The sequence below is a fragment of the Halomonas sp. 3F2F genome, from assembly GCF_014897805.1.
In the GTDB taxonomy this organism is placed as follows: domain Bacteria; phylum Pseudomonadota; class Gammaproteobacteria; order Pseudomonadales; family Halomonadaceae; genus Vreelandella.
In genome coordinates this window covers 1-1,008 of the sequence record NZ_JABUZE010000141.1, presented here as the reverse complement: position 1 = coordinate 1,008, position 1,008 = coordinate 1, and the positions used below count along the sequence as shown (strand labels likewise).

Sequence of the window (1,008 nt, the reverse complement as noted above, 5' to 3'; positions counted from 1 at the left end):
TGAAAGCCGCATCATGGCGCGGGTTTTCATGCATTTTCCCTGGGGAGTGTGGCAGGTTTGTTATCTGGCTACTTAAAAGACGAATTTGTTACATCAGCAACGAAGGAGGTGGCGAGTGCAGGGTTTGAAAGATACGCAATAGCTCGAGGTGTACCTGCCCCATTGGCTGCAAGAATTACTGCGGCGTTGGATTTGGCGGGAGTATGGGGCGAGGTGTCGGACAATGCGACTAACATTATCGATTGATATAAGTGTCTTTAAACTGGGGAAAGGCTTATGAGCTCAAAGGACGCATGGTTAGAGGGGATAAAAAAATATCGCGTCTATATACTTTGGTTTATGGTTTTCCTTTCTTTTTTAAACGCTGCTTTACGTTTTTGGGGAGAGTGGGAGTATTTTGTTGGTGTATTGGTTGGGCAGCTTTTTTTTGGGCAGGCGGCACAATCCTATTTTTACGATAAATATATTTCGTTTGCTGGCGGTGGGGTGAGAGTGGAGGATGGGAGTGTGCCAAGACTGATAGCGTTTGTTTTGGCGCTGATTGGTTATTTTACGTTATTCCTGTTTAATGGATATCCATGGGGTTAGGTTGCCAACGACGCGATTTGCACCGACTTCGCCAACTACGATGCACACTAAGCACCGGCGATGCAGACACCGGCATTGCACCGATCTTTGATGCAGAAAGCGTCAGAAAAGACGTGCAGGCTCAAGCAGCCATTACCCAGGAATTTGGGTCGCGGGCGAGCCAGTTAGTGGGCGACACCGCCCAAGCCAAGCTCGAAGAAGCGCAAAGCAAGCGCCTGCAAGCCCAACAGGCTCAGGCCGCGGGCGACAGCGAACGCGCCAACCAACTCAACGCCCAGGCCGATCAGCTACAAAGCGACTGGGGTGAAAATGGCACTAAACGCCTCGCCGCCCACACCGCCATCGGCGCACTGACCGGCGGAACGCAAGGCGCTACGGGCGCCGCCGTGGGTACCCTCAGCGCCCCGGCCATCGCGAGTG

At 52.6% G+C, this 1,008-nt stretch carries 2 protein-coding genes; both read left to right on the top strand.

Going from position 1 to position 1,008, the window contains the following annotated elements:
* The first annotated feature begins 276 nt into the window (after positions 1 to 276).
* Positions 277 to 588, top strand: coding sequence for a hypothetical protein (locus INT21_RS15205; protein ID WP_193068434.1), 312 nt, complete (start codon positions 277 to 279; stop codon positions 586 to 588).
* A gap of 17 nt (positions 589 to 605) precedes the next feature.
* Positions 606 to 1,008, top strand: a 403-nt coding sequence (locus tag INT21_RS15200) for a hypothetical protein (RefSeq protein WP_226930668.1), incomplete at its 3' end; no start/stop codon positions are given.